16 protein-coding genes are annotated in these 20,664 nt (G+C 45.2%); 7 read left to right on the plus strand and 9 right to left on the minus strand.

What is annotated here, in order from left to right; all coding sequences use genetic code 11:
* Window positions 1-189 precede the first annotated feature (189 nt).
* Together WCT25_04545 and WCT25_04550 are read left to right on the plus strand one after the other, a co-directional pair.
* The gene (locus WCT25_04545; protein ID MFA6536666.1) at window positions 190-441 is read left to right on the plus strand and encodes a hypothetical protein; all 252 of its coding nucleotides are present in this window, start codon (window positions 190-192) and stop codon (window positions 439-441) included.
* A 104-nt stretch (window positions 442-545) separates the two neighbouring features.
* A complete protein-coding gene (locus WCT25_04550) occupies window positions 546-1,049 on the plus strand; it encodes a hypothetical protein (GenBank protein ID MFA6536667.1) in 504 nt (167 codons plus the stop codon).
* 115 nt (window positions 1,050-1,164) lie between these two features.
* Here WCT25_04550 and WCT25_04555 read toward each other — a convergent pair whose 3' ends face one another.
* Window positions 1,165-1,860, minus strand: coding sequence for a hypothetical protein (locus WCT25_04555; GenBank protein MFA6536668.1), 696 nt, complete (start codon window positions 1,858-1,860; stop codon window positions 1,165-1,167).
* Window positions 1,861-2,108: 248 nt separating this feature from the next.
* Window positions 2,109-2,738 (minus strand): hypothetical protein, encoded by a 630-nt coding sequence (locus WCT25_04560; GenBank protein MFA6536669.1) that lies wholly within the window; start codon window positions 2,736-2,738, stop codon window positions 2,109-2,111.
* A 503-nt stretch (window positions 2,739-3,241) separates the two neighbouring features.
* Here WCT25_04560 and WCT25_04565 point away from each other — a divergent pair.
* Window positions 3,242-3,565: a hypothetical protein gene (locus tag WCT25_04565; protein MFA6536670.1), complete on the plus strand. Its 324-nt coding sequence runs from the start codon at window positions 3,242-3,244 to the stop codon at window positions 3,563-3,565.
* 176 nt (window positions 3,566-3,741) lie between these two features.
* Here WCT25_04565 and rplL read toward each other — a convergent pair whose 3' ends face one another.
* The 4 genes from rplL to WCT25_04585 form a co-directional block, all read right to left on the minus strand.
* A complete protein-coding gene (gene rplL / locus WCT25_04570) occupies window positions 3,742-4,149 on the minus strand; it encodes a 50S ribosomal protein L7/L12 (protein ID MFA6536671.1) in 408 nt (135 codons plus the stop codon).
* Window positions 4,150-4,284: 135 nt separating this feature from the next.
* Window positions 4,285-4,785: a 50S ribosomal protein L10 gene (rplJ, locus tag WCT25_04575; protein MFA6536672.1), complete on the minus strand. Its 501-nt coding sequence runs from the start codon at window positions 4,783-4,785 to the stop codon at window positions 4,285-4,287.
* A gap of 656 nt (window positions 4,786-5,441) precedes the next feature.
* On the minus strand, window positions 5,442-8,402 hold the full coding sequence (locus tag WCT25_04580; protein MFA6536673.1) for a right-handed parallel beta-helix repeat-containing protein: 2,961 nt from the start codon (window positions 8,400-8,402) through the stop codon (window positions 5,442-5,444).
* A 3-nt stretch (window positions 8,403-8,405) separates the two neighbouring features.
* Window positions 8,406-9,455 (minus strand): hypothetical protein, encoded by a 1,050-nt coding sequence (locus WCT25_04585; GenBank protein MFA6536674.1) that lies wholly within the window; start codon window positions 9,453-9,455, stop codon window positions 8,406-8,408.
* Window positions 9,456-9,587: 132 nt separating this feature from the next.
* On the opposite strand from WCT25_04585, the gene WCT25_04590 reads away from it, so the two are divergent.
* A complete protein-coding gene (locus WCT25_04590) occupies window positions 9,588-10,244 on the plus strand; it encodes a transposase (protein MFA6536675.1) in 657 nt (218 codons plus the stop codon).
* Between the two features lie 51 nt (window positions 10,245-10,295).
* Here the strand turns inward: WCT25_04590 and WCT25_04595 are convergent, their stop codons facing one another.
* From WCT25_04595 to WCT25_04605, 3 genes are all read right to left on the minus strand, one after another.
* Window positions 10,296-10,910: a hypothetical protein gene (locus WCT25_04595; protein ID MFA6536676.1), complete on the minus strand. Its 615-nt coding sequence runs from the start codon at window positions 10,908-10,910 to the stop codon at window positions 10,296-10,298.
* Window positions 10,911-11,016: 106 nt separating this feature from the next.
* Complete coding sequence (locus tag WCT25_04600) at window positions 11,017-14,553, minus strand: peptidoglycan-binding domain-containing protein (protein ID MFA6536677.1); 3,537 nt, start codon at window positions 14,551-14,553, stop codon at window positions 11,017-11,019.
* Between the two features lie 770 nt (window positions 14,554-15,323).
* Window positions 15,324-16,127 (minus strand): hypothetical protein, encoded by an 804-nt coding sequence (locus tag WCT25_04605; GenBank protein ID MFA6536678.1) that lies wholly within the window; start codon window positions 16,125-16,127, stop codon window positions 15,324-15,326.
* A gap of 296 nt (window positions 16,128-16,423) precedes the next feature.
* Here WCT25_04605 and WCT25_04610 point away from each other — a divergent pair, with 296 nt between their 5' ends.
* The 3 genes from WCT25_04610 (at window position 16,424) to recA (ending at window position 20,203) form a co-directional block, all read left to right on the plus strand.
* Entirely contained in the window at window positions 16,424-18,712 is a 2,289-nt protein-coding gene (locus tag WCT25_04610) for a DNA translocase FtsK 4TM domain-containing protein (protein ID MFA6536679.1), read from the plus strand.
* A gap of 1 nt (window position 18,713) precedes the next feature.
* Window positions 18,714-19,067 (plus strand): hypothetical protein, encoded by a 354-nt coding sequence (locus WCT25_04615; protein MFA6536680.1) that lies wholly within the window; start codon window positions 18,714-18,716, stop codon window positions 19,065-19,067.
* A 74-nt stretch (window positions 19,068-19,141) separates the two neighbouring features.
* Window positions 19,142-20,203: a recombinase RecA gene (gene recA / locus WCT25_04620; GenBank protein ID MFA6536681.1), complete on the plus strand. Its 1,062-nt coding sequence runs from the start codon at window positions 19,142-19,144 to the stop codon at window positions 20,201-20,203.
* Window positions 20,204-20,664: the final 461 nt, after the last annotated feature.

Consider the following 20,664-nt stretch of genomic DNA (forward strand, 5'->3'; position numbering starts at 1 on the left):
ACCAATGGCGATATTTCACCAGATTCACTGCATCTCTCCTTACCTTTGGCATATTAGGGTTTTGTGTGTATGACATTTCCATATTTTACTCTCTAGGTGTTGCGAAGGTCATGATACATTACGTCTCCTTGACCCCTTCCCCATTAAATTATATTCTTTTTACAGAAACCTCCCTCCGAAAGGATACAAATGAGACTATTCATCACCGGCATTTTGGGCCTAATTCTTGGCATCCTCTGGGCTTGCGACCGAATCTCCCCAGCCCCAGTTTCGTTAATCTTCGTATTTTGGCTGGCCTTCATAATCTTCACCTACAAAATCGAGGCCTGGCAAAAAGGAAAGCTCCAGGAAGCCTTCAAGGGCGAAACTGGACCGACCGACAATTCGGGCAGTCATCCCTACCGCAGATTTTGTTCGGGACACGATAACCGACACGAGTAATTTTCTCTTCCCCATCTCAGACGCCGCCTTTGTGCCGGCGTTTTTCTATTTGACAAAATCTACTTATATCAGTATCATCAATTTTAGGAAAGGAAAGGTTCTTTATGTACGAATACTCAATCTCTCCGTTTATCGGATTCGCTTTTTTACTCATCTCCCTCAGTTCGGTTTTCTTTCTTTATCGAAAAATCAGGAAAGCCAAGCACGACAGCCTGGACGGCTTCCTCGAGAAGCCACCTCTGGACTTTTCCCAAGAAGCGGTAATGCGGGACTACCAACGAACGGCACTGTTGCAGAAAAATCGGGCTGCACAAGGGGCGCTACATCTCTTCTTCAGTCCCAGCCGAGTTCCGGTCGGTCTCACTGACGACCAAATCGCCATCTGTGTCTGGCTCTACCAGTTTCGTCAAGTCCAGAACGACGAACAGATCAGAAAAGCACTGGAGGTAACCGAGAACGGGACCAACAAGGATGTTCCTTTTGAGCAATTGCTTTGGCCACGAGCTTTGCCTTCAGAGTTTAGCCCGAAAGAATCCATGACCCAGGAACACTTTGAAGCTGGTTTATACAAGCTCCTGGCCCAATTGGCCAAGGACAAGGTCTGCTGAAACCAAAACCGCCTCGAGCAAGTCTCGAAGCGGTTTTTTCTTTACCCGAGCAACTTTCTTAATTTGCTTTAGGATTTTTATCTAACAGCTAGTAGCTAAAAGCTAGCGGCTTTCCTTAGGCATTATGATGCTTATCAGAAATCTCATGTCGCATCTTTTCCAGATAGCCGGAAGCAGCCTGTTGACCACCGAGACCGAAGGCCAAACCAAAGCCCAAAGCCAAAGCTACAATCACACCAGTAAAGAGAGTTTGAATGAATTGAACAGCGATACCCAATTGGAGCAAAGCAGTCAAAACAGCAAAAATCCAGATGGCCCATCTTGTGACAGCACCGAGGAAATTTGAAGACTTCATTTCGGCAGCCTTAGAAGCGCCGACAACAATCTTCTGCATAACATCAGCAACAACCACTCCAACCAAAAGAATCAGAACTGCCACGATAACTCGAGGCAAGTAGCCAAGAACATCGTTTAGGAAGGCGTTAACTTGAGTCAAATGAAGAACGTCAAGAGAGGCAACCAAAAAGACGATAATGAAGAACCACTTGACCAAAGCGCCGATGAAAGCGCCCGAATCCAAATTAAAGCCACCACGGTTGACTAGGGTCTCAAAACCGGCGCTTCGCAAGGCGGTGTCAAGCTTGATCGAGCGAACGATTTGAGCAACAACTTTGCCCAAAAGCACGCCAACCAACCAACCAACGATGAAAATAATAAGGGCTACGACCAAATTTGGGATAAATTCGGCGACGCCTAGCCAAACATTCTGAAAGGATTGGCCGAGAACATTGCCCCAGGTTTCTAATATCATAATTATTTATTAGTTAATGTCTGCGCATTTATTAAAGGAGCGCAGTTTAGTGTCAAAATTGATAATAATGTGGCCTTTCGGCCTGTCTGCATAATGATTGGCTTTGAAAATACAAAACCAAACGACCTTTTATGCTTTGTGCAATTATACCATTTTTAAGCCGATTTTTCGGAAATCTGTGGATAAAATAGACGAGAAATGGCCCCAGAATGGCTGCGACAGCCATTCTGGGGCCATTTCTATTAGAATTACTTGTAATTAACCCCAATATTATCGAGCAAGATCCGGTGCTGGTAATCAAAAATATCCCTGATTAGCTTGTCGCAGACCCCGATTCGGTACTTAAAGTCGGCCGTCTCCAAGACTGCATATTTAAGCTCCCGACCAATTTCCGACTCGACTGTTCGCATGGTCTGATCAATTGAGACCCGGTTCAGCCTGTCTCCCACCACCAACAAATCAATCCGGTTGTCATAATCTTGGACAAACACGCCGGCTACCGCCACCAACTTAATCCGACCGGACTTTTTCAGCCGTTTCAATAGTTGGTTTGAAACCGCCGGCGAAGTATCAAGAAGCAGGTTTTGGAGGGCGCTCAAATATCTAAATCTTTTGTCCAGAGTAAAGCCGGCCACCTTGCGCCTTTCGCTCTCCTTCTCGCCCTTGCGATTCCGAACTTCAACATCTTTTATAAAATTAGTCCTTTTCACCAGGCCGGTCTTCTCCAGACCTACAATCTCTGAACGGACAGGGTCCCTGGCCCCTTTCACCCGATGAGTGGCATCTTCCAAGGTAAAAGCTTCGTCAGGATTAAAGATAAAAAGCCGCATTAACTTGACCTTAATTGTATGACCAAACAGTCTTTCTAGAATTTCCATCCCGTTAGAAATAGGAAATGCTCAACGAACTCCCTTGTTGAAACATTTTTCTATTTGTTAGATCTAATAATAATTTACGCATATTAGACTTTTTGCGTAGGCATTTCCGTCTAATCTCACTGGAACTAAACCCTTTCTCAATCTGACAATTAACCACCAAACTCCCGCCCTTGAAACAAAATATTTCTAACGGGATCCATCCCAAAAGAATATTTAGTTGATAAGTATTAACAGTTTTTAAAAAACGAAAACCATAATTCATGCTTTCGACACGAACTTATATAGGCCCATGCGGCAAGGCCTCGGGGTATTAGACCTATAGTTTGTCTTCGCTCGGACGCTGTGGACAATCAGAATTGCCCACGCGCTCCTCGCTAGCCAAAATAAAAATGAAACGAGCTGACCCACAAACTGTTAAGGTTATTGTAGCATCAGCCAAGCTTTTGGCTAAATATTGACAAAATTTTACTGATATGTATTATTGGCAACAGAAAGACCGCACCATGAAAAAAATCAAAATTGTACTACCCCTTTGGGCGTGGGAAGGCATCCTACAGTCCTTCGCCTACGCCACAAAGATTACCCCGCCCAATGAAGAGTTGGACTCGCAGATTTTGCTCGCTGTCAGTACCGATTTGATGACGGCAATCCGGGAAGCAAAAGAGAAAGGCAACCCCGCAATCGAGCTCACCTACTCCGAACTGGTCTGGCGGATTGCTATCGAGGTGATGGAAGTCTGGAATGGCGCCGATGAGGTGGACGCCACCTGCACCCGACGAGCTCTGCTCAAGGATCTGCGGGCGCAGATTAAAAAGCTCACCGACTAATTGAAACCCAACCGAGGCCTCCTGCCTCGGTTTTTTAATGCACCAAAAAATCGCCCGGCTAAAACAAAAACTCCCCGCTGGGAGTTTTTGTTCGCCCGAACATTTTGCTTCACAAAATGTTTTAGGGCGATTTTTTGAATTTATTCTTGAATCCTGAATCCAGATTCCTGAATCTACTACTTCAATTCGACCTTGCCTCCTGCTGCCTCGATATCTTTCTTGATCTTCTCGGCATCCTCCTTCTTGACACCTTCCTTCAACATTTTAGGAGCGGCATCTACCATGTCTTTAGCCTCTTTCAAACCAAGGCCCAAGACTTCCTTAACAATTTTAATGATGGCAATTTTGTTGGCACCGGCATCTTTGAGCTCAACGTTGAAAGTTGACTTCTCTTCCGCTGCGGCACCGCCGGCGGCCGGAGCAGCAACAGCAACAGCTGCGGCTGAAACACCGAACTTCTTTTCCAATAATTTGACCAGCTCGTTTAGATCAACTACTGACATCTTGTCGATTGACTCAACAATGTCCTTAAACTTACTCGGGACCGCTACCGTAGCTTCAGCATTTTTTGTTTCCTCTAACATAGAATTTTTATTAGTCTTTAATAATTCAAAATGGAAAAATCAAAGTGTAAAATGACAATGTAAAGCTAAAAACTAAAGAATTATTATTTTACATTTTGAATTGTCATTTTGATTTTTGAGATTTACATTTTACATTTAAGCCGCTTTTTTCTTTGCAATTTCACTTAGTGCCATAACAAATCCTTGAATCGGACTGTTGATGACGTTAACAAACTGCGCTCGCAGAGTCTGCATACCAGGGATAAGGGCGATGACTTTCATCTCCTCTTGGCCGATGAGCTTTCCCTCAAAAACGCCACCCATAATTGAGATGACATCCTTGTGAGTCTTGCTGAATTCGTGAATACCTCGAGCTGGCGAAGTGATATCATCACCTTCTTTGAGATAGGCCAAAGCCATCTCGCCTTCCAAGGTCGGCAACTCCCCCTGTGTTTTGGTGTGCTCCAAAGCTTTTCGAGTCAAAGTCTTTTTCGCGACCAGATAGTTGACGCCAACTTTTCGCAATTCATTGCGCAAAGCGGTGGCGTCAGCGACAGTCAATTTGTGAAAGTTCACAAAGACCACCGTTTTGGCCTCCTTGAAAATCTTTTTGAGACCTTCCAGAATTTCACCTTTCTTCTGTTTTGATACTGCCATATTAATTAGCTGTTAGCTGTTAGCTGTTAGCTGTTAGCTGTTAGCTTTTAGCCGGCAAAATCGCTGACAAAAACTAACAAAAATCGACCTGTTAAGGCCGAAACAAAGAGAAACTCAGTTGAGAGTTTAAACCTCGGCAGGAGCTTATCGCTAGTTATAAAGTCTCAAGTTTATAAAGTTCTTCAAGTCCGAAGCAATTATCCGCGACTTTATGAACTTTTTAACTTGATGAACTTGTAACTAACTCGCCTGCTGTCTTTGGCCTTGTAAATGAAAGATTATCACAAGGCAGTTTTTTGTCAAACAGTTAAGAACCCTCACGAATAGGGCACACGAATATTAACCCCCTCTTTTATTGTTCAAAAAGTTGATACTGCCCTGCCGACTCAGGATGGCCGGTCTCGTAAATCCCAACAGCAAATACCAACGAAAGGCTCACTAATATAACCAGGGCGAAGCCAAAGAGAAATTTGAAAAAGGTTTTGTCGAAGTAGCGCATGGAAAGATAGGTATTATGTATATAGTATAAGGTATATGGTATGAAGAAAAAAGGCCCCAAGCTTACGCTTAGGGCTTGCCTGACTCCGAGGGATTACTTCGCCGCACTAGGAAGAATGACTCAGCATTTTCATTTCGTAAAAATAGCACAGCTATCCCTAAAAAACAATATTATCCGCCTCGCTCGTTCCGTTGTCGTGAACATTTGACTCAGAATCAATGATGACTGAATCTTCTGAATCCAACATTACCCCGACTTCATTTCCAGTCACTTCGGTATTTGAAATCTTTACCGGTTCATCTGGCCTATAAATATCAACTCCTGACCCATTAGTAAAACCGGAGATTGTTGAATCTTGGATTTCGACCGTACCTTTGTAAACCGACACCCCATCACTCTCGCCATTTTTCAGCACCGAGTTTTTAACCAGAACATCAGTATTATAGACAGAGATGGCATCCCCGCCAGACACACCATCAATTGTCGAGGAAGACATTGTAAATTTACCACCGTAGACACCGACGGCGTCGGTCTGTAAAGTATTACTGATTGTCGAGGATGAGAGAGAAATCGAGGCCAAATCATAACCCGAAACGGCTTCCCGCGTAGTACTAGCAAAGTTTAAATTATTGAGGACTGCCACACCGTTGTCATAGACCTCAATACCCGACTCGTTATTAGTAAAATCTGTATCACTAATGTCCAAACGAGCGTTTCCGTAAACACTCACCCCTTCGAGATTTTCAAAATTAGCATTTGAAATTGTACTCGTGCCGATAGCATCCTTAAAATTGAGACTGCCAGCGTGACCACCATCGAATGCCTGAAAGGTTATTTCGTTATCGACCGTACCATTGGCCTGAAGTTGACCAAAAAAATCCAGACTGCTTAAAGATTTAAACTTGATGATTGTCCCCGGCTCAATTGACAGCGTACTAGAAGCACTAACTTCTTGTTGATTGGTGACAATATAAATGGACTCATCATCGCCGAGAGACAGGTCTGTGAGGATATCCTGGCCCTTATTAATGAGATAATTAACACTATTTCTTTCGCCTGGTGTCCCATTTATTTCATTGCTATCAGCATCCGAACCGTTCCTGATAAATCCCAAATTGGTACCCCAATTACTCAAGTTCAAACCACTTTCCATTGAGGCAAAACGCTCCATGGTCGCTCGAGTGGTACTACTAACATTTGAACCGGCAGCCCAACCTCCGGAAGAAATTGCCGGCGTTTGGTCCAGAGTGGTCGAAGCGTAAGACAGGCTAAGCTGTTCCCCGTTGTTGCCGAGCGAACCGGTGTAAACTTGGTAGGCCAGAACATCAGTAATTGTATCGTCATTGGTCCGCTCGAAAACCAAATACTCGCGAGGCCTGATCACACCAGAGAGAGCGATGTGCGGTGTGCCAACAGTAGCCTGAATTTCCCACTGTGACAAATCAATCGTGTGGTCAGTATTGTTTTTAATTTCCAGCCACTCATCACTCGCCGACGCCCCAGTGCCCATCCAGGCAATTTCGTTAATAGCAATGGGAATTGTGGCCACCGAAACGGTTTGTGTGCTAGTAGCGCTCGTTTGATTCAAAGTATCAACGGCCGAAACACCAAAAATGTAATCGCTAAAATCCGGTGCGACAACTTGAACGGCCGTTTCAGTGGTTGTTGAATAGACGCCGTTCTGGTCAAGAGCGTAAAATTGGGCACCCTCAACCGGTGCCCAAGAAAACTGCAAGGTTGTGGTTGCCAAAAGACAGCCATCGGTCGCGAGCGAGGCCAGACATTGCGAACCGGTAAGACCGGGTGCCGGAGGTGGCGGCGAACTTAAATCATCTAACACCTCGGCCTCGACCGGAACCGCAACTGGGGGAGGTTTAAAAGGAATCCCTCCGCCATACCCGGGAATAATTGTCGGTCCGATAAAAATTAATTTTGGGCTTTCAGGCTCATCTACCAATTCAGAGTTTTGCTCCGAATCCTCTGGCGCTAAGGCAACGACAACGGGTTGATCCGAATTGGAGGCATTTGGAACCAAGACCCTTTCAGCTAAAATCCTATTCCTTGAATCAATTATTGCTTGATCAATTCTCGCTTTATCAATCGCCGAGAGCGCCAATCCCACGTTGCCAGACAAAGCGACGCTGTCGGCTGAGCCGGCAAACACCGAGGAAATTGTGCTCGCCACAAAGTCTCCAAATTGAGCAAGCGTACTGAAAGTCCAGACCCCGGCCTTAGCAACAGCCAAGCCGCCTTGATAAAGACCGGAGACAGTCGCCACCATCACCTTTTCAGTACCACCAAAAATTGGGTCGAAAACCCCGAACGCAACGCCTTTGGCAACCTGCTTGATTGAAAAAGCTGGTGAATCGATACAAGGCTTATCGGCAACTTGAGTATCGTTATTTTTAAGCCTATCAAGCGCCTCTCGAATATCGCTCACAACCCGAGCGCCTTGATACTTTAAATAGATTTGTGAAAAATCGTGCCGCCAGAATTCGTCTCCTTCGTGCACCGGAATCTCAATGTTGGGTGGTAAAATATTTCTTCCTAGAATCTTCCCGACAATTTTTGCAATTGCCAGATCATTGGTCGAAGTCAGATATTTTCCGCCTCCTGCCACTCGCCCAGACGGAGTTGCCACCCCGTAAACTCCGAGGGAGCCCTTGGGTACTCCACCGGCTTGGTCGGCCACCACATCATAAAAATTGTTGGCATAAAAATTGCCCTGTGAGTGGGCAACAATTAACAGCTTTTGAGTTTGGACTTTCTCGCTCGCCACCTTCAGCATTTCGATCAAGTCATAGTCAACGACAGTCTCATTATCGTACAATCCTTGCTCAACAGTCTTCGCAAAATCCCCGCCTCCGCCAAGGTGTGATGGGTTCCAGAGAAAATCGACAACTACTCGCTCATTATTATATTTAGCAGGTAAAAGTTTTTTTAATGCATCTTTATTTTCTCTAGCACTAACCTCATTAGTTAGAATCCCGTTTATTGTAAGAATGCTATAACCACTTATTTCACACCCGTCTTCAGCTTGTGCAAAAACTGATGATGAAAAGGCAAAAAACAGTACAACCGAGGCAAAAATTACTTTTGTCAAAAAACTGAACATCATACTTTAATTAGGCAGTGTTGCTTTGTCTAGATCACACACTGCATTAGTAGATTCCCCAAAACTACCTAATTTTTTATAAAAACTATCTCTTGCTGCCAGTCTAGGCTCAGTATTGAATTGAATCTTTTCAACAAACTTTACATACAAATCAATTTTTTCTAAATCAGAATAATCCCTAGACGATTCTGCGGATTTTCTTGGAACTAACTGGTCGGCAAGGCAGGTATCTGCCCTACTTAACTCAGTTATAGCTTCGGTAACCGTCTCCGTATTAACAATCTCCTGTGTCATCTCCATCTGCAAAGCCAGAGCGTACTGCAAAAGTACTGCCCTAGTCTTAGCCGAATTTGGGTATTCTTTAAAAATCGCCAGCTCGACATCATCCCTAATCCCATTTTTATTCTCATCAATCCCCGCAATTGTCGCCTGAGCCGCCTCCGCCCCGGGCTCCGGCGGCAAATTCTTGCCCAACACATCATCAAGTGTCAATTTGGTCGTGTGAATTTTCACCACGGCAGCTTCAGTCCCCGGCCGCTCGAGTTCGGTCTGAATGAAGTTAAAAATGCCAGGAGCCACGACTATAATCAAAATAACCCAAGGCCACTTCCAACCCTTTTTCAACATAACGGCGGCCGGGTCTGATTGAGACAATTTATTTGCCCAGACTTGGCTACGCAATACGAAATAGAACGGCAAAATGATAACCGAGCTCGGCAGGGCCGATCCGACTCCCCACCAAGCCGGTCGCACCTCAATTCCATTCTTTTTCAGCTTACCGGCATCTCTCGCCACAAAAATCCCCAGTCCGACCGGAATCAAAATCAAACAAAAAGTGAGAAAGCCGACCGACAGCCAACCAGAGGAGGAAACCGGCCCGCCCACCAAAAGGGCGTAGTAACCTAAAGGATCAAGCCACTTCACAAAAAGTGCCCCAAGAGCGGCCAGGACTAAAGAAAAAATAAAAACCGCAAAAGTCGCGGCTAGACCCAAGAACACTTGCCACAAAATTAGAAAAAACTTTTTAACCGGAGGCTTTAAAAAAATATCCTCCATACTTAGAAGTTGGCCACGATTAGACAATTGTACCAAAGAAAACCCTCCAAACCGCGCAAATCTATGCCCTTGTGTGGATAACTTACATAAGACGGTCTTACGCGTAAGACCGTCTTATGTTATCATCCGAGGATGTTTAGAGACCTCAGTTTTGCCCCTGGAGAATTTTATCATCTATACAACCGCGGAGCTGACAAGCGTGAAATATTTCTGGAACCTTACGACTACGCCCGATTCACCAAATTTTTATATCTAGCAAATAGTGTCTCCCCTGTTAATTTGCGCGAAACGCCCTCAAATGCTTTCAGTTTCGTCAAAAACGATACCCTTGTCGATATTGGCGCTTACTGCCTCATGCCAAACCACTTCCATTTACTCGTCAGAGAAAAGTCTGATGGAAATATCACAAAATTTATGCGGAAACTTTTGACCTCGCATTCTAAATATTTTAATAAAAAACACAAACGCTCTGGGACACTTTTTGAGGGCCGCTTTAAAGCCAAGCATGTCAATGGTGATGATTATTTGAAATACCTGCTAGCCTACATCCACCTGAATCCCGTCAAATTAATCGACTCAAAGTGGAAGGAAGACGGAATTAAGGATATTGAAAAAGCTAAAAAACACTTAACGAATTACAAACACTCGAGCTACCTGGATTATCTGAATTCAAATCGAGAAGAAGAGAAAATCTTAAACAAAAACGGCTTTCCCGAGTATTTTGAAACAGCTAAGGGTTTTCAGTCAATGATTAACAACTGGTTAGACTACAAAAACCTAGATTTTTAGCCGTAGTTGTCTTGCACAAGGGAGCCCTATGCCATAGGGCTCCCTTGTGTGTTAGATGGATTTGAGGAGATCGAGGAGGGATTGGTCGCCAAGATTTTGAGCAATCCCCTTTTCAATAATTGCCCGAGCCTTGGCCTTGTCTTTTAAGACTTCGAGATAGAAGTTGGCTGTCTGAAAATACAAATATGACATTGCCGGGTCAAGCTCAATAGCCTTTAAATAGTTCGCTTCGGCCTTAATTGGGTCGTTTAGATACATTGAGTACAAGTTTGCCAGATTACCGTAGTAGACAGAGGCGCCCGGGTCTAATGCGACAGCGTATTCCCAGGCCTCTTTGGCTCCAACATAATCCTGATTCCCTTTCCGATAAATCCCGAGTGCTAGCCAGCGTTCAGCAAAATTGGGATTAACTTTTAAGTCAGCGATGAGCTCTTGGATTTTTTGAGAGTTGGCCGCTTGGATAATCGGGTCAGTGCCGGCCGGAAAGACAACCGGCCGATCAAGGTTTGGCACCGGCAAGACAACTTTTGACACAGTTGAAGTTGCCACCTCGGAGACCGGCGAAGTTGGAGTTTTACCAACCAAGTTGGTCATAACCAAATAAGCAATTAACCCTAACGCCACAACGATGATTAAAATATAAACAATTTTTTTGGTTCTAGTCATAAGTAGGAAAATATTAACACAAAAGCCGGAAATGCAAAAACCACCCCTTGCGGGGTGGTTTTCGAAACCTTCAACCTATACTTTCGTATAAATTGATCCTAACGGTTTAGTTAGCCCGTGTCCAAGTCTGGATTGGGAAGGCGGTATTGGATGGGAATCCAGGCATACCGTATCCGTTGGTCCAGTCTAGGTTGCTTTGTGTAGCAGCTGTAGCGACAGGGGTTGTGGTCGAGAACGGCGACCAGACGATGTTATCGGTGTTAGCAGCGCCAAGTTCGACTGAAGTGACCGTACCCATGTTGTTTGCCAACGAAGGGTATGAGGTGTCAGCGAGAAGGGCGAGGTTAACAGACTCCGACACAGAAGCGGTGTCAGTCGCAGTTGAAGCCTTCAAGATGTAAGTCTTTGAGCTGTTAGCTGGAATGATTTGAGCTTCTGAGGTTCCACTAGCAGTAATTTCCAAGACATCACCCTCGGTTGAGTTGACAGTGACAGCAGAGGTATTGAAGGCCACTGAATCGCCGTAGAGAGTGAAGCCGTTAACATTGCCACCTGTTGTAGCAAGTGAGAATGTGAACTTCTGGAAGACTACTGATCGGCTATTTGGGTTGGTGACAGTGAACTTGTACAGGTCAGCTGAAGCGGACAATGTGCCACCGTTGCTGGTAACTGTAATGTAAGGCACTGTTCGGAAGATTCTCAAACCATCAGAGGTTTGATCGGAGGTTGTTCCTGAAGAAACAGTTGAACCTGAATCAACACCAGTACCATAAGTTCCGTTGATACCAACATTCGAGCCATCTACAGATACACCGATGAAAGCACCAGGGGTACCAGTATCAGGATCTTGAACGCCGAGGTCAGCCGTGACAACGATTCGAACTGAATCACCACCCTTGGTTAGTCTAACCGGGGTTGATAGGGTTGAAGTTGCGTTGTCAGGATTACCACCACCGAATTGAGCTTCGCCCAAGTAGTTGGCGGTAGAAACACTACCCTTGTAGAGTTTGACCTTGTTTGAGATATCAGCAGGAGAACTTGAAGCGGTGTAAGCCAGTTTCAAAGCAATCTGCTTTAGATCGATATCTTCAGTTGCACCGACAAAGTCGAAGCGTCCGATGACAACATCAGAAGCACCGGCTTGGGCCATCTTGTAGAGCAATGAGGTGTCTTCTGCGACGGTAAAGGTACCGGCGCTAGAACCTGTCATTGTCTGGCCATCAGCAATAGTGATGGTTTCAGCAATCGTAGCACCCGAGGTGACGCCAGTGACTCCCGTGTAAGAAGACTGGGCGTTGATGCCCCAGATAAAGCTACCTGAAGTGGCTGAAGACGATGAATTACATCGCAATGACAAAGTCTTGGCGGTTCCCTTTGGAACAACTAGGCCGTTGCCAGAGAATGTAAAGGTAATGTCACTGTCGTTGCTGGTTGAAGGATCAACCGCACTTTGAGTGACAATCGGTGAAGTTAATGACTGACCATCGTACAAATTACAGCTGGTCAAATAAGTAGCGGTAGCACCACCACTCAATGAGAGACCGATGTTGGTCAATCGAGCATCTTCTCCAGAGTTGGTTGCGTCGAGGATGTATCTAGCATACTCGAACTTCTGAGCACCAGCAACGACTGATCGAGCTGACGGCAAAGAAGAAACCGAGATGCTAAGAGCACCTGAACGAACGGTCATCTGGGAACCAGTCAAAGTAGCGTTAGGGGTCGGAGTGATTGAGTTACCAGTGTTAACGCCTTTAACGGTAGTGAAGGCACTTGATGGGTTAGCTGCGGCAGTGAAGACGGAACCATTCCAAACTCCAGTTGGCAACTTGCCTTTCAAGTAGTACTTGTTGGCACCGATTGGGAAGGTGACGGTAGAAGAGAAGGTGACTGTTCGAGCAGTGACCTCATCAACCGGACCGGCCAAAACTGCGCCGTTGGCATCAACCAAGGTGACATTGTCTAGCAAACCATCAGTTGAAACTGACGAGTTGGTTCCTGACGAAGTCGCGATAGTGAATACCATAGTCTGAACAGTGATCGGCTCACCCTTAACCTCGACTGTGAAGCCCGCGATCTTTTGATCCGGAGCGTTGACAGCGATGTTGGTGGCCGGAGCGCCGACAGTATCAACGCTAACAGTCATAGTACCGTTAGACATAGTGACCTGGGCAGCATCGTACCAAGGATCTTCAGATGAACTGAAGGCCGCGGTATCAGCAGTAGGAACAGAAGTACCGGTTTGAGGAGGAGTGACGCCATAACCATAGGTCTCACCCATCAAATCAATATCAGTTCTCTTGGCGATATCGAAGTCGATAGTTCTTGAAGAACCGCCAATGATGTCACCCTTGATAGAGATATCTTTTGAGAAACCTTTATCAATTAGAATGCCGTTACCAGGGAAGATGGAAGTAAAGTACTTACCATCAGAACTTGAAACTGCATCGTAGCTAACACCGTCGACATAAGTCTTTAGGTTGGCCATGTCAGAAGCGGAAGCTGAACCGGTCTGATTCCAGCGAATTGATCGCAAGAAAACCTTCTCAGCTGAACCAGCAGTAACCTTTACTGAAGAGAAAGTGTACGCAGTGGTACCGATTTCTTTAGTTTGGCTAGTAGTTGGGTCATAACCACCTCGAGTCATGGTGACAGTACCGAGGCTCAAAGTAGCGTTGATGGTGTGAGCGGCGCCAGTGATTGGAAGAACTCCAGCGACTGGGGCGTTAGCTGAAACCGAGACGACAGTCAAAGAAGCGACTTCACCAGCGTGAACAGTGGCTTGTGCAGCCATGTTACCGCCGATAGTCAAAGTCTTTGAGGTGCCGGCCTTAACAACTACTGGGCCTGACAAAGTCAATTGATGATTTGAGTTGAAAGTCTTGGCGATTCCAATTTGGGAACCATCCTCGTCAATGAGGACGACTCCGGCAAAGTTGTCATCTTGTGCCAAGCCTGTTCGCTCAACAGTGACACCGTTAACAGACACATCGCCATCTGCACTGGCAGTCAAAGTCACTTTGGTGAATTTAACGCGAGTTGCATTGTAAGGAGCGAGTGAAGCTGACGGCTGAACCGGAGCGGAAACTGTTAGACCTGAACCAACTGGGGCTGTCGGAGTGGTTGGGGTAGTCGGGGTAGTTGGGACGGTGGAAACAGGGCCACCCATGGCGTTTACTTTGGCCATCGTGAGAGAGCCGAAGTAACCTACTGCCGGGCTGATACCATTAGCAGCTTGGAATTTAGCCAAAGCTGCTTTAGTGGCAGGACCGAAGGTTGAAGTCTCATTTCCAGCTGAACCAGCGCCGGAAGCTGCGACTGCGAAACCTTTACCGTTTAGGAATTGCTGAAGGGCTTTTACATCAGCACCAGTTGAACCTACAGTGAGGCTTCTGGTGAAAGTGTAAGAACCTGCTGACGGAGCTGAAACTGGAGCGCTCCCGGTTAGGGAAGCTTTGACATTGTTGATGACACTTTGATCAGCACCGAAGCTTGAGAGTAAACCCAAGATTGACTGAACTTGCGCATCAGTAAGCGCACCGGCGCTTACAGTCTGAACTCCTACTCCTACAAAGAGAGCTAGCGCCAAGGTAACACCTAGGATGCCGGCAAAAATCTTTGCAGATTTAGTTTTTGTAATACTCATAATAATAATTTTCTGATAAATTTTTAAATTTCTAATCTGTGTTCTAATAATCCTTTGGGAAGAAATTATTCTTCGCGGACTCACAACCGTTTCGACTAAAAACAAATTGCAAACGCGGACGGCAAATTTTCAAAATTAAAAACTTGACGAATTTTTAATCGGAAAAACTTTTCAGATTTTTCCGATCGCATCCAACTATTCCGGGACCTTTTGTTATCGACACAAGGTCGTCGGACTAGTGACAGAATCCATGGACATTCTTTCGTAAACAGGGTTAACCACTTTGTCGAAGTGGTTCACGGAACAAGAAATTTCTGAAGGTCGATATTAAATTTTCAACGACCTGATGAGCACTGAAATAATGGAGTGCTGTTTAAGCAATATGCCAAATTTCGTTGGTAAATCAATACCAAAGAAATGTCGCCTCACATTGCCTATACAGAATTATAAACTCCACAGGAAATACTGTAAACAAACCGTGTGGATAACTAAAATAAGGGCTTTTTGGCCCTATCAATTTTCTGGTTATCCGTGGCTCTAATATATACCAAAAGGCCCACTTTAGTCAACCAAAAATGGCCGTATAATCCAATCTCCTTAAATTATAGAGAAAAACCGGGCAAAATTTAAGAATTCTTCCCCTGTTTCTTTGTACCCAAGATAACCACCGAAAGTGGCAAAATTAAACAAACTGAAAACCTCTAAGGAAACATAAAGGACAAAAACGAGCCCTTCGGCTCGTTTTTGTCCTTTATGTCCTTTATAAATTATTAGTCTTTTTGGACCAAGGAATATTTACTCCAACGTCTCTCGCCCACCTTCTTAAGGACACCTTCGGCCAACATCGCAATTAATTCTCTTTGAATGGTTTTTTCACTACAGTCTTTTATGACACCAGAAAAATCTTTAATTGTAAGCTCTTTTCCATTTTTTAAAAGTTTAATAATCACCTCCCTGCGACTGTCCTTTTTGACTTGCTTCTCAACTTTCGACACCTCGACATTAGAGACAGACCGGATCTGGGCCCGACCCTTTGTCACCCCGCCAACTGCTTCGTCGCTGGTTTTATTTAAGGCTTTGTCCTTTAAATTTGAAAAGCTATTACTGTTTAATTGCACCGAGCTCATTTCCGGCGCAGCAAAAAAGTTTTGAGGAAAAATCGGCAAGGCTGGTTTCTCAACATAGTTACGGAGCGCCCCGAGAAACCCGAAAAATTCATCTCGAATAAGTTCAGTGTTCGAGACCGAAATTAAACCACTAGTCTTCCCTGCCTCTAAAAGAGCCACCAACTCCAAAACCCCTGAAGACAGATTATCAAGGACAATTTTCCTTTCCGATTCGAGCGAACGGTACATCAAATCCATGCTGTCTTCTAAAAGACGCAAAGCTTGAGACCGAAGTGCCAAACGCATCGGTTCACCTTCCGGCAAAGTGTCGCTGATGAGATAAGTCCCGGCCACTAACCTTTCTGTCTTTTTATATAAAAAGGCGCTCTCATTGCCTTTATTAGGCAAAAAGGTCACATAGGAGGAGGGTAAACTTTGTCCTTTATTTGATTGGTTTTGACTGTCCATTAGAGTGTCCTTTATGGGTGTCTTTTACGATTTTGTTAAAAAATTCAAAAAGACATTTTAGGCAGGTCCATTATATAAAAGACAAGATAAAAGGCAAGCAGTTGGGAACCCTTACGAATAGGGCACACGAATAAAGTATGCGAATAGCGAAACCACAAATACGCACACACGAATTCAGCTATTCGTGTCATTCGTCCTCATTCGTGTATTGGTGTCGTGTGCCAAATTATTTTAATGTCAAAATTTTCTACTATCCCTAGCGTGATGCTATAATTGAGCAAACAAATCAAATAATTATGGCAAAAAAGAAAAACAGAGACCGCTCCGAAAATTCCGAAGGTGGTAGTGGAAAATTTTGGAAATTTAGTGACTTAAAATCTGAAACTAGGCAAGGTGTCTTTGCAATCATCGCCTCAGTTTTTACCTTATTTTTTATTTTAGCCGCCTTCGACAAGGCCGGCTTTTTGGGTGAAAAGACTTACGGACTACTCCACTACCTTTTAGGAGCCGGCTATTTTCTTTTGCCGCTTTTGGGGGTAATGCTTGCCATTAGTTTATTCAAATCGCTGGATCGCCACTTTGATTCCCTGCAAGCCATCGGCGCGCTAATCTTTTTCCTCTCCGGTCTTGGCATTGTCGAATTGGTTGCCCCGGGCAAAGGTGGCGAGGTTGGTTCGCTAATCGCGAGCCCGATTTACAAACTTTTTGATCTGTATGCCGGTTTGATTATCTTAGCCGCCCTTTTGGTGATTTCCCTGTTTATAATTTTTGACACTAACCTCCTCACCCACTTCGGCGGGCTCTGGCAGAAACTTTTCAATCGCAACAAAAAGGAAAAAGTCAGGGAAATGAAAATTATCGGTGGCGAAAATTTGGAGGACGAAGAAGTCGGGCCGGAATCTGATTCGGATGAAGACGAAGAAAGTGAAAACGATGAGGATGAAGAAGTGGCCACTCAAATTGAAAAGCCTAAAAAGTTAAAAGTTAAAGGTGGTGAAGAGGCCGATTCGGTCGAAGGTATCGCCCTTACTCCACGACACATCTCATTCAAAAAATTTGTCCCTATCCCTCTCTCCTTACTTGAAACCGACAAAGGCAAACCGGGGGTCGGTGACATCAAAGCCAACGCCAACATCATCAAGCGCACTTTGCAGAACTTCGGCATCACGGTTGAGATGGACGAGATCTCGATTGGCCCGTCGGTCACCCGCTATTCCCTAAAACCAGCTGAGGGTGTCAAACTCTCCCGTATTGTCGCCTTGAACAACGACCTCTCATTGGCTTTGGCAGCTCACCCAATTCGCATCGAGGCCCCTATCCCGGGCAAATCTTTGGTTGGCATCGAAATTCCTAACAGTATTAAAAGTACAGTTGGCCTCGCTACCCTACTCTCGAGCCCCGACTTCCAGACCTCCGAAAAACCTTTGATGGTTTCCTTGGGCAAAGGCATCTCGGGCATTTCGCACTTCGCCAACTTGGCCAAAATGCCTCACCTTTTGATTGCCGGCGCCACCGGCTCCGGTAAATCAGTCACCATCCACGCCATCATCACCTCCCTCTTATTCCGAAATTCTCCAGAGAACATGAAGCTCATCTTAATCGACCCGAAACGAGTCGAGCTTACTCTTTATAACAAAATCCCTCACCTGCTCACTCCAGTCATCACTGACCCAAAAAAGGCAATCTTGGCCCTCAAGTGGGCAGCTAAAGAAATGGACCGACGTTATGACATCCTCGAGTCAGAGTCCGTGCGAGACATTGATTCTTACCACAAGACCGTCTTAATGCCGGAAATGAAGAAGCTTGAGAAGCGGGACGGTGAAGTTGCCGATGGCGAAAAATTGCCCGAACCAATGCCTTACATCGCGATTGTCATCGATGAGTTGGCCGATATTATGACTTCTTATCCACGAGAATTAGAATCGGCCATTGTCCGTCTTGCCCAGATGAGCCGTGCCGTCGGTATTCACCTGATTCTTTCGACCCAGCGACCATCAGTCAATGTTATTACCGGTCTTATTAAAGCCAACGTGCCGGCTCGAATCGCCCTCCAAGTTTCGTCCCAAATCGACTCCCGTACCATTCTTGACACCGGTGGTGCCGAAAAACTTTTGGGTGCCGGTGATATGCTTTATCTCTCTGGCGAAATGTCCAAACCCGCCCGAATTCAATCGGCCTTTATCTCTGAAACTGAAGTTAAAAAAGTTGTAAAGTTCTTGGCCCAAAGCTACGAGACCGAAATTCCTCAAGATATCACTGCAATCCCCGGCCAAGGCAATGGCGATAGTCTGATATTCTCTCAAGTTTCTTTTAACGACGAAGAAGCCCTTGAAGATGACGACGAACTTTATGAGCAGGCGCGCGAGGAAGTGTTGCACGCCGGCAAGGCTTCGACTTCCTACATTCAGAGAAAATTGCGCGTCGGTTACGCCAGAGCTGCTCGCTTGATGGACATCTTAGAGGAACGCGGTGTTATCGGACCGGCTGATGGTGCCAAGCCTAGAGAGGTTCTAATCGGCAAATCAGAGGAAGCCGATTTCGGCAAGACTCCGGAAGACAGCTCGGCCCCAAAAGTAGAAAATTAATATGGGAACCCCTCGCAAAGCTGCCTTCTACCTCCGAACCGCCTTAATTACCATCTTTGTTCTATTTATCGCCGGCTATGCCTTCTATCAGTCCAAGAACCTGCGCGAAGGACCTCTACTTATGGTTGATACGCCTTTAAACGGATCTTTGGCCACAACCTCCCTAATCACCATTGCCGGCACCGCCAAAAACATCACGGCCATATCTCTAAACGGCCGAGCAATTTATGTCGACGAAACCGGCCATTTTGATGAAAAATTGCTCCTCTCATACGGCTATAATATAATTACGCTCAGTGCAAAAGATAAGTTTGGCAGAAGTGTCAGTAAGAAATTAGAATTGGTTTATAAATAATTATTAATTAATCTAAAATTTTGAATTTTGATTTGTCATTTTACATTTTGAGATTTGAATTTTACATTTAAAATATGGCCTTCAAGAAAAAAGTAAAGGAAGCAAAAGTCTCAGGAGCGAACATTGACGATACCTTGGCAGCAATCCGAACGAAATTCGGCGACGACTCAATCATGAAACTTGGCGAAAGGCCAAAAGTTGATTTAGATGTCATCCCAACCGGTTCAATCGGCTTGGACGCCGCCCTCGGTGTCGGCGGTGTCCCACGCGGCCGAATTATCGAAATCTTCGGTCCAGAATCATCCGGCAAAACCACTCTCGCCCTTCATATCGTTGCCGAAGCCCAGAAAAAAGGCGGTATTTGTGCCTACGTTGACGCTGAGCATGCCATGGACCCAGAATACTCGCGCAAGCTGGGTGTTAAAATTGATGATCTCCTACTCTCCCAGCCGGATACCGGTGAGCAGGGCCTGGAAATTACTGAAAGCTTGGTACGCTCCGGAAAAATTGATGTTATTGTCATCGACTCAGTTGCGGCGCTCACCCCGAAGGATGAGATCGAGGGTGATATGGGTCAATCGCATGTCGGCAAACAGGCCAGGCTAATGTCTCAAGCTCTCCGCAAACTTACCGCCATTGTCGCCCGCTCCAAAACTATCGTCATCTTCATCAATCAAATTCGTATGCAAATTGGCGTGATGTTCGGTAACCCCGAAACAACTCCTGGTGGCAAAGCTTTGAAATTCTACACTTCGATCCGTCTTGATGTTCGCCGAATTGCCCAAATTAAAAAGGGCGAAGAGATTGTCGGTGGCCGAGTTCGAGTTAAGGTCGTTAAAAACAAAGTCGCGGCGCCATTCAAACAGACCGAATTCGATTTGATGTACAACGAGGGCATTTCCCGCGAAGGTGAAATTATTGCATTGGGCGAGAAATTCGGCTTGATTAAAAAAGTCGGTCAATCATACAAATATGGCGAGCTCTCGCTTGGTCGCGGCTATGACGCCACCCGTCAATTCTTGAGAGACAAGGAAAACAAGAAAATCGCCGAAGAAATTTTAAAGCAAATCAAGACAACCCTTAAAGATGGCACCGCCATTGCCGGAGCTCCAGAGCCAGACGCTAACGAAGAATAATCCTAGACAAAATTAGACAACTATGAAAAAACATCACTTAATGCCCAACACAGGTAGGACATCTAGTCAGATTCTAATGTTATCGGCAGTCATTACCGTCGCCTTACTTTTGATTTTTTTGATCTCTGCCTCCAGAAGCAATCCCTACGCGGGTCTAGTAATTTTCGCTGCGCTAATTATTGGTCCAGTGTTTATCTTAATTTTTGCCATATTTTCTAGTTCACTCGATAGCCAGAAAACCACACTGAACTCATCCCCAAATGGACACAGGTCTGTAAGACAGAAATATCGTTGGACGGCAATCCTCGTGGTAATTAGTTTCCTCGCTAGTACTATATATTGGGCCGATAGCGAATTTTTACTTTTTCTTCCCCCATTTTTAATTGGCTGGAGCCTAATTGTAGGCTACATAATCGACAGGGTACGCAACCGACAGATAAGAAAGGAGACTCCTACCAGCC

The organism is Candidatus Paceibacterota bacterium (assembly GCA_041666545.1).
Lineage (GTDB): Bacteria > Patescibacteriota > Minisyncoccia > Phycocordibacterales > JBAYGS01 > JBAYGS01.

Bases quoted from the DNA above. Each gene is read 5' to 3' on its own strand.
- WCT25_04545 (MFA6536666.1), top strand. From the start codon at position 190: ATGAGACTATTCATCACCGGCATTTTGGGCCTAATTCTTGGCATCCTC.
- WCT25_04550 (MFA6536667.1), top strand. From the start codon at position 546: ATGTACGAATACTCAATCTCTCCGTTTATCGGATTCGCTTTTTTACTC.
- WCT25_04555 (MFA6536668.1), bottom strand. From the start codon at position 1,860: ATGATATTAGAAACCTGGGGCAATGTTCTCGGCCAATCCTTTCAGAAT.
- WCT25_04560 (MFA6536669.1), bottom strand. From the start codon at position 2,738: ATGGAAATTCTAGAAAGACTGTTTGGTCATACAATTAAGGTCAAGTTA.
- WCT25_04565 (MFA6536670.1), top strand. From the start codon at position 3,242: ATGAAAAAAATCAAAATTGTACTACCCCTTTGGGCGTGGGAAGGCATC.
- rplL (MFA6536671.1), bottom strand. From the start codon at position 4,149: ATGTTAGAGGAAACAAAAAATGCTGAAGCTACGGTAGCGGTCCCGAGT.
- rplJ (MFA6536672.1), bottom strand. From the start codon at position 4,785: ATGGCAGTATCAAAACAGAAGAAAGGTGAAATTCTGGAAGGTCTCAAA.
- WCT25_04580 (MFA6536673.1), bottom strand. From the start codon at position 8,402: ATGATGTTCAGTTTTTTGACAAAAGTAATTTTTGCCTCGGTTGTACTG.
- WCT25_04585 (MFA6536674.1), bottom strand. From the start codon at position 9,455: ATGGAGGATATTTTTTTAAAGCCTCCGGTTAAAAAGTTTTTTCTAATT.
- WCT25_04590 (MFA6536675.1), top strand. From the start codon at position 9,588: ATGTTTAGAGACCTCAGTTTTGCCCCTGGAGAATTTTATCATCTATAC.
- WCT25_04595 (MFA6536676.1), bottom strand. From the start codon at position 10,910: ATGACTAGAACCAAAAAAATTGTTTATATTTTAATCATCGTTGTGGCG.
- WCT25_04600 (MFA6536677.1), bottom strand. From the start codon at position 14,553: ATGAGTATTACAAAAACTAAATCTGCAAAGATTTTTGCCGGCATCCTA.
- WCT25_04605 (MFA6536678.1), bottom strand. From the start codon at position 16,127: ATGGACAGTCAAAACCAATCAAATAAAGGACAAAGTTTACCCTCCTCC.
- WCT25_04610 (MFA6536679.1), top strand. From the start codon at position 16,424: ATGGCAAAAAAGAAAAACAGAGACCGCTCCGAAAATTCCGAAGGTGGT.
- WCT25_04615 (MFA6536680.1), top strand. From the start codon at position 18,714: ATGGGAACCCCTCGCAAAGCTGCCTTCTACCTCCGAACCGCCTTAATT.
- recA (MFA6536681.1), top strand. From the start codon at position 19,142: ATGGCCTTCAAGAAAAAAGTAAAGGAAGCAAAAGTCTCAGGAGCGAAC.